The organism is Arthrobacter agilis (genome assembly GCF_002953615.1).
GTDB lineage: Bacteria > Actinomycetota > Actinomycetes > Actinomycetales > Micrococcaceae > Arthrobacter_D > Arthrobacter_D agilis_B.
The window spans coordinates 3334259-3337332 of the sequence record NZ_CP024915.1; the positions used below are offsets into that span (position 1 = coordinate 3334259).

At 70.2% G+C, this 3074-nt stretch carries 3 protein-coding genes; 2 read left to right on the plus strand and 1 reads right to left on the minus strand.

Annotation, left to right across the window (positions count from 1 at the left end; translation table 11 throughout):
- Positions 1-332 (minus strand): MarR family transcriptional regulator (locus tag CVO76_RS16385; RefSeq protein ID WP_208741880.1); only part of this gene is annotated, 332 nt, incomplete at its 3' end.
- Positions 333-432: 100 nt separating this feature from the next.
- Here CVO76_RS16385 and CVO76_RS16390 point away from each other — a divergent pair.
- Both CVO76_RS16390 and CVO76_RS16395 read left to right on the plus strand, forming a co-directional pair.
- On the plus strand, positions 433-2583 hold the full coding sequence (locus CVO76_RS16390) for an MMPL family transporter (protein ID WP_208740145.1): 2151 nt from the start codon (positions 433-435) through the stop codon (positions 2581-2583).
- A gap of 160 nt (positions 2584-2743) precedes the next feature.
- Complete coding sequence (locus tag CVO76_RS16395; RefSeq protein WP_208740146.1) at positions 2744-3016, plus strand: hypothetical protein; 273 nt, start codon at positions 2744-2746, stop codon at positions 3014-3016.
- The last annotated feature ends 58 nt before the right edge of the window (positions 3017-3074 follow it).

Below are 3074 nucleotides of genomic sequence, written 5' to 3' on the forward strand. Positions count from 1 at the left end.
GGCGCGAACAGCATGGCACCCGTGATGCGCGCCTTCTCCGTCATCTCGAGGTGGACCTGCCGCCGGTCCACCTCACTGCGCCGGCGCGTCACATGGCCGGCGGAATCGAGGCGGTCGACGAGTGCGGTGGTGGCCGGTGAGCTCAGGTTCAGTTCCTCCCGCAGGAGCCCGGGCGTGACCGTGAGGCCGGCGCGTGCCGCGCCCATCATGATGCCCAGGGCGTGGAGGTCCGTGCGGTAGAGGCTGTCCCGTTCGCTGGCGACGTCGACATAGCGGTCCGTCTCGACCGTGAACTGCTGCATGAGTGCCATGAGCTCGTCCCTCGCAGCCATGATCCCTCGCCTTCTTTCGCCTCCAGTTTAGGCTGGTTCCTATTATCTCCATGATAGATATACTTTACGATAGAGATAATTTCTGGGAGATGGAGAGATCATGAGGAACAGCTGGTTGAGGGTCCTGCTGCCCGTCGTCGTCGTACTGATCTGGCTGGTCGGGGCAGCGGTGGGCGGTCCGACGTTCGGGCGCCTCGAGGAGGTCTCGAGCAACGACCAGGCGTCGTTCCTGCCCGCGAGCGCCGAATCCACCGAGGCGGGCGAGCTGCAGCAGCGGTTCAGCGACTCGGACGCCGTCCCCGCGGTCCTCGTCGCCGAGTCGGACACCGCCATCGGGCCGCAGGACCTCGGCCTGTACGAGGAGGTCGGGGTGGCGCTCGGCGAGGTGGAGGGGCTGGAACCCCCGGCCGAGGGAGCGCCCGCCGTCGCCGGACCCATCCCGTCCGAGGACGGGCTGGCCGTCCAGTACATCGCCTTCGTCTCCTCCGACGCCGAACTCGCAGAGGTGGTCGGGGAGTTGCGCACCGTCCTGGCGGACGAACTACCCGACGGCGTGACCGGCTACGTGACCGGACCGGCGGGCTTCACCAACGATCTCGTGGAGGCCTTCGGCGGCATCGACGGGATCCTGCTCGGAGTGGCACTCGGAGCGGTGTTCCTCATCCTCCTCGCCGTCTACCGCTCCATCGTGCTGCCGTTCCTGGTGCTGCTGACCTCGGTGTTCGCGCTGGCGACGTCGATCCTGCTGGTGTTCGGTCTCGCGAAGCTCGACTGGATCCAGCTCAGCGGGCAGAGCCAGGGCATCCTGTCGATCCTCGTGATCGGTGCGGCCACCGACTATGCGCTGCTGCTCGTGGCCCGGTTCCGGGAGGCGCTCGCCGAGCACGAGACCACCTGGCACGCCATGCGGGTGGCCTACCGCGGGTCGGTGGAACCCATCCTGGCCTCCGGCGCGACGGTGATCCTCGGGCTGCTGTGCCTGCTGTTCTCCGATCTCAACTCGAACAGGAGCCTCGGGCCGATCGCGGCCATCGGCATCGTCTTCTCGCTGGCCGCAGCGCTGACCCTCCTCCCGTCGCTCCTCCTCCTGTTCGGCAGGGCGGCGTTCTGGCCGCTGCGCCCGCGCTACGACGCCGGGCTCTCGACCGCCGTCGCCCCACACCATGGCAGGCATGCCGCACCGACCGCCGCAGGCGCGGAGATCGGCCTGGAGCGGCTCAGGGGCATCTGGAAGCGGGTCGCACTGCTGGTGGCCCGCCGGCCCCGCGTCCTGTGGATCGCGTCACTGCTCATCCTCGTCGCCGGTGCGCTCGGCCTCACCCAGCTCCAGGCCAGTGGCGTGCCGCAGTCGGCACTGATCCTCGCGCCGTCGAACGCCGTCGACGGGCAGGAGGCCCTCGGTCGCCACTTCGACGCCGGATCCGGCAGCCCCGTCTACGTGGTCGCACCGGAGGCCGACTCCGACGCCGCCCTCGATGTGGTCACCGGGCAGGACGGCATCTCGGGCGCGGCGCTGACCGTCGACGCCGCGGGAGTGCCCGCCGTCGAGGACGGGCAGGTCCTGATCAGCGGGACGCTCGAGTTCCAGGCGGACTCCGGGCAGGCGGAGGACGTGGTGCGGGAGCTGCGGACGGCGCTCGACGACGCCGGTCCCGACGCGCTGGTGGGCGGCGTCACCGCGGTGGCGATCGACACCAACGACACGGCCCTCGCGGACCTCGTCAAGATCATCCCGATCGTGCTGCTCGTCATCCTCGGAGTGCTGATCGTCCTGCTGCGCTCCGTCGTCGCACCCGTGCTCCTCGTGGCCAGCGTGGCGCTCTCGAACGCCACGGCCCTGGGCGTTTCCGCACTGGTGTTCAACGGCATCTTCGGGTTCGAGGGCGCCGATGCCTCCGTGCCGCTCTTCGCCTTCGTGTTCCTGGTGGCGCTCGGCGTGGACTACAACATCTTCCTCATGACCCGGGTACGCGAGGAGTCGCTGCGCATCGGCACGCGGCCGGGCATCCTCCGGGGGCTCGGCGTCACGGGCGGGGTGATCACCTCTGCCGGCGTGGTCCTGGCGGCGACCTTCGCCGCGCTGGGCGTGATTCCGATCCTGTTCCTCGCGCAGATCGCGTTCATCGTGGCGTTCGGCGTGCTGCTGGACACCGTGCTGGTCCGCTCGCTGCTGATCCCCGCGCTCGCCTACGACATCGGACCGAAGATCTGGTGGCCGTCCGGGCTGGGCAGGGTCGCGTCGCCACGGTAGCCGCGCGCGTCCGCCGGCGGCCACCGCCGCGTCCGTGCACCGGTCGCTGACCGCCCGTAGCTGTGTGTTTCCTGCACAGCGACCGCACAGCTACGGGAAAGCCCTGCCCCAGGTGTCGGCACCAGGCTGGAGGAACACCACCAGCCCGCAGGAGGACGCCGTGATCAGCTACCGACCCACCCCCGAACTCACCCCCGAACTCACCCCTGGACGCAAGGGCATCAGGGCGGCCATCGGTGCCATGGCCCTGGTCGCGGTGCTCGGCACCACGGCGTTCGCTCCGGTCGGCGCCGATCCCACGGCGCCCGTCGCCGGCGCCCGGACCGCCGTCGTCGTGGGGACCACCCTCCCGGCGGAGCAGGCCATCGTCCGGAGGCAGGATCCCGGCGGCTCGCTCGACCAGGGCGCTGCAGCGGGACCCCTCTCCGCCTGAGACCCCGCTCCTCCGGACCCGTGCGGGATACTGGACGGGACCTTCGACCGACCCCACC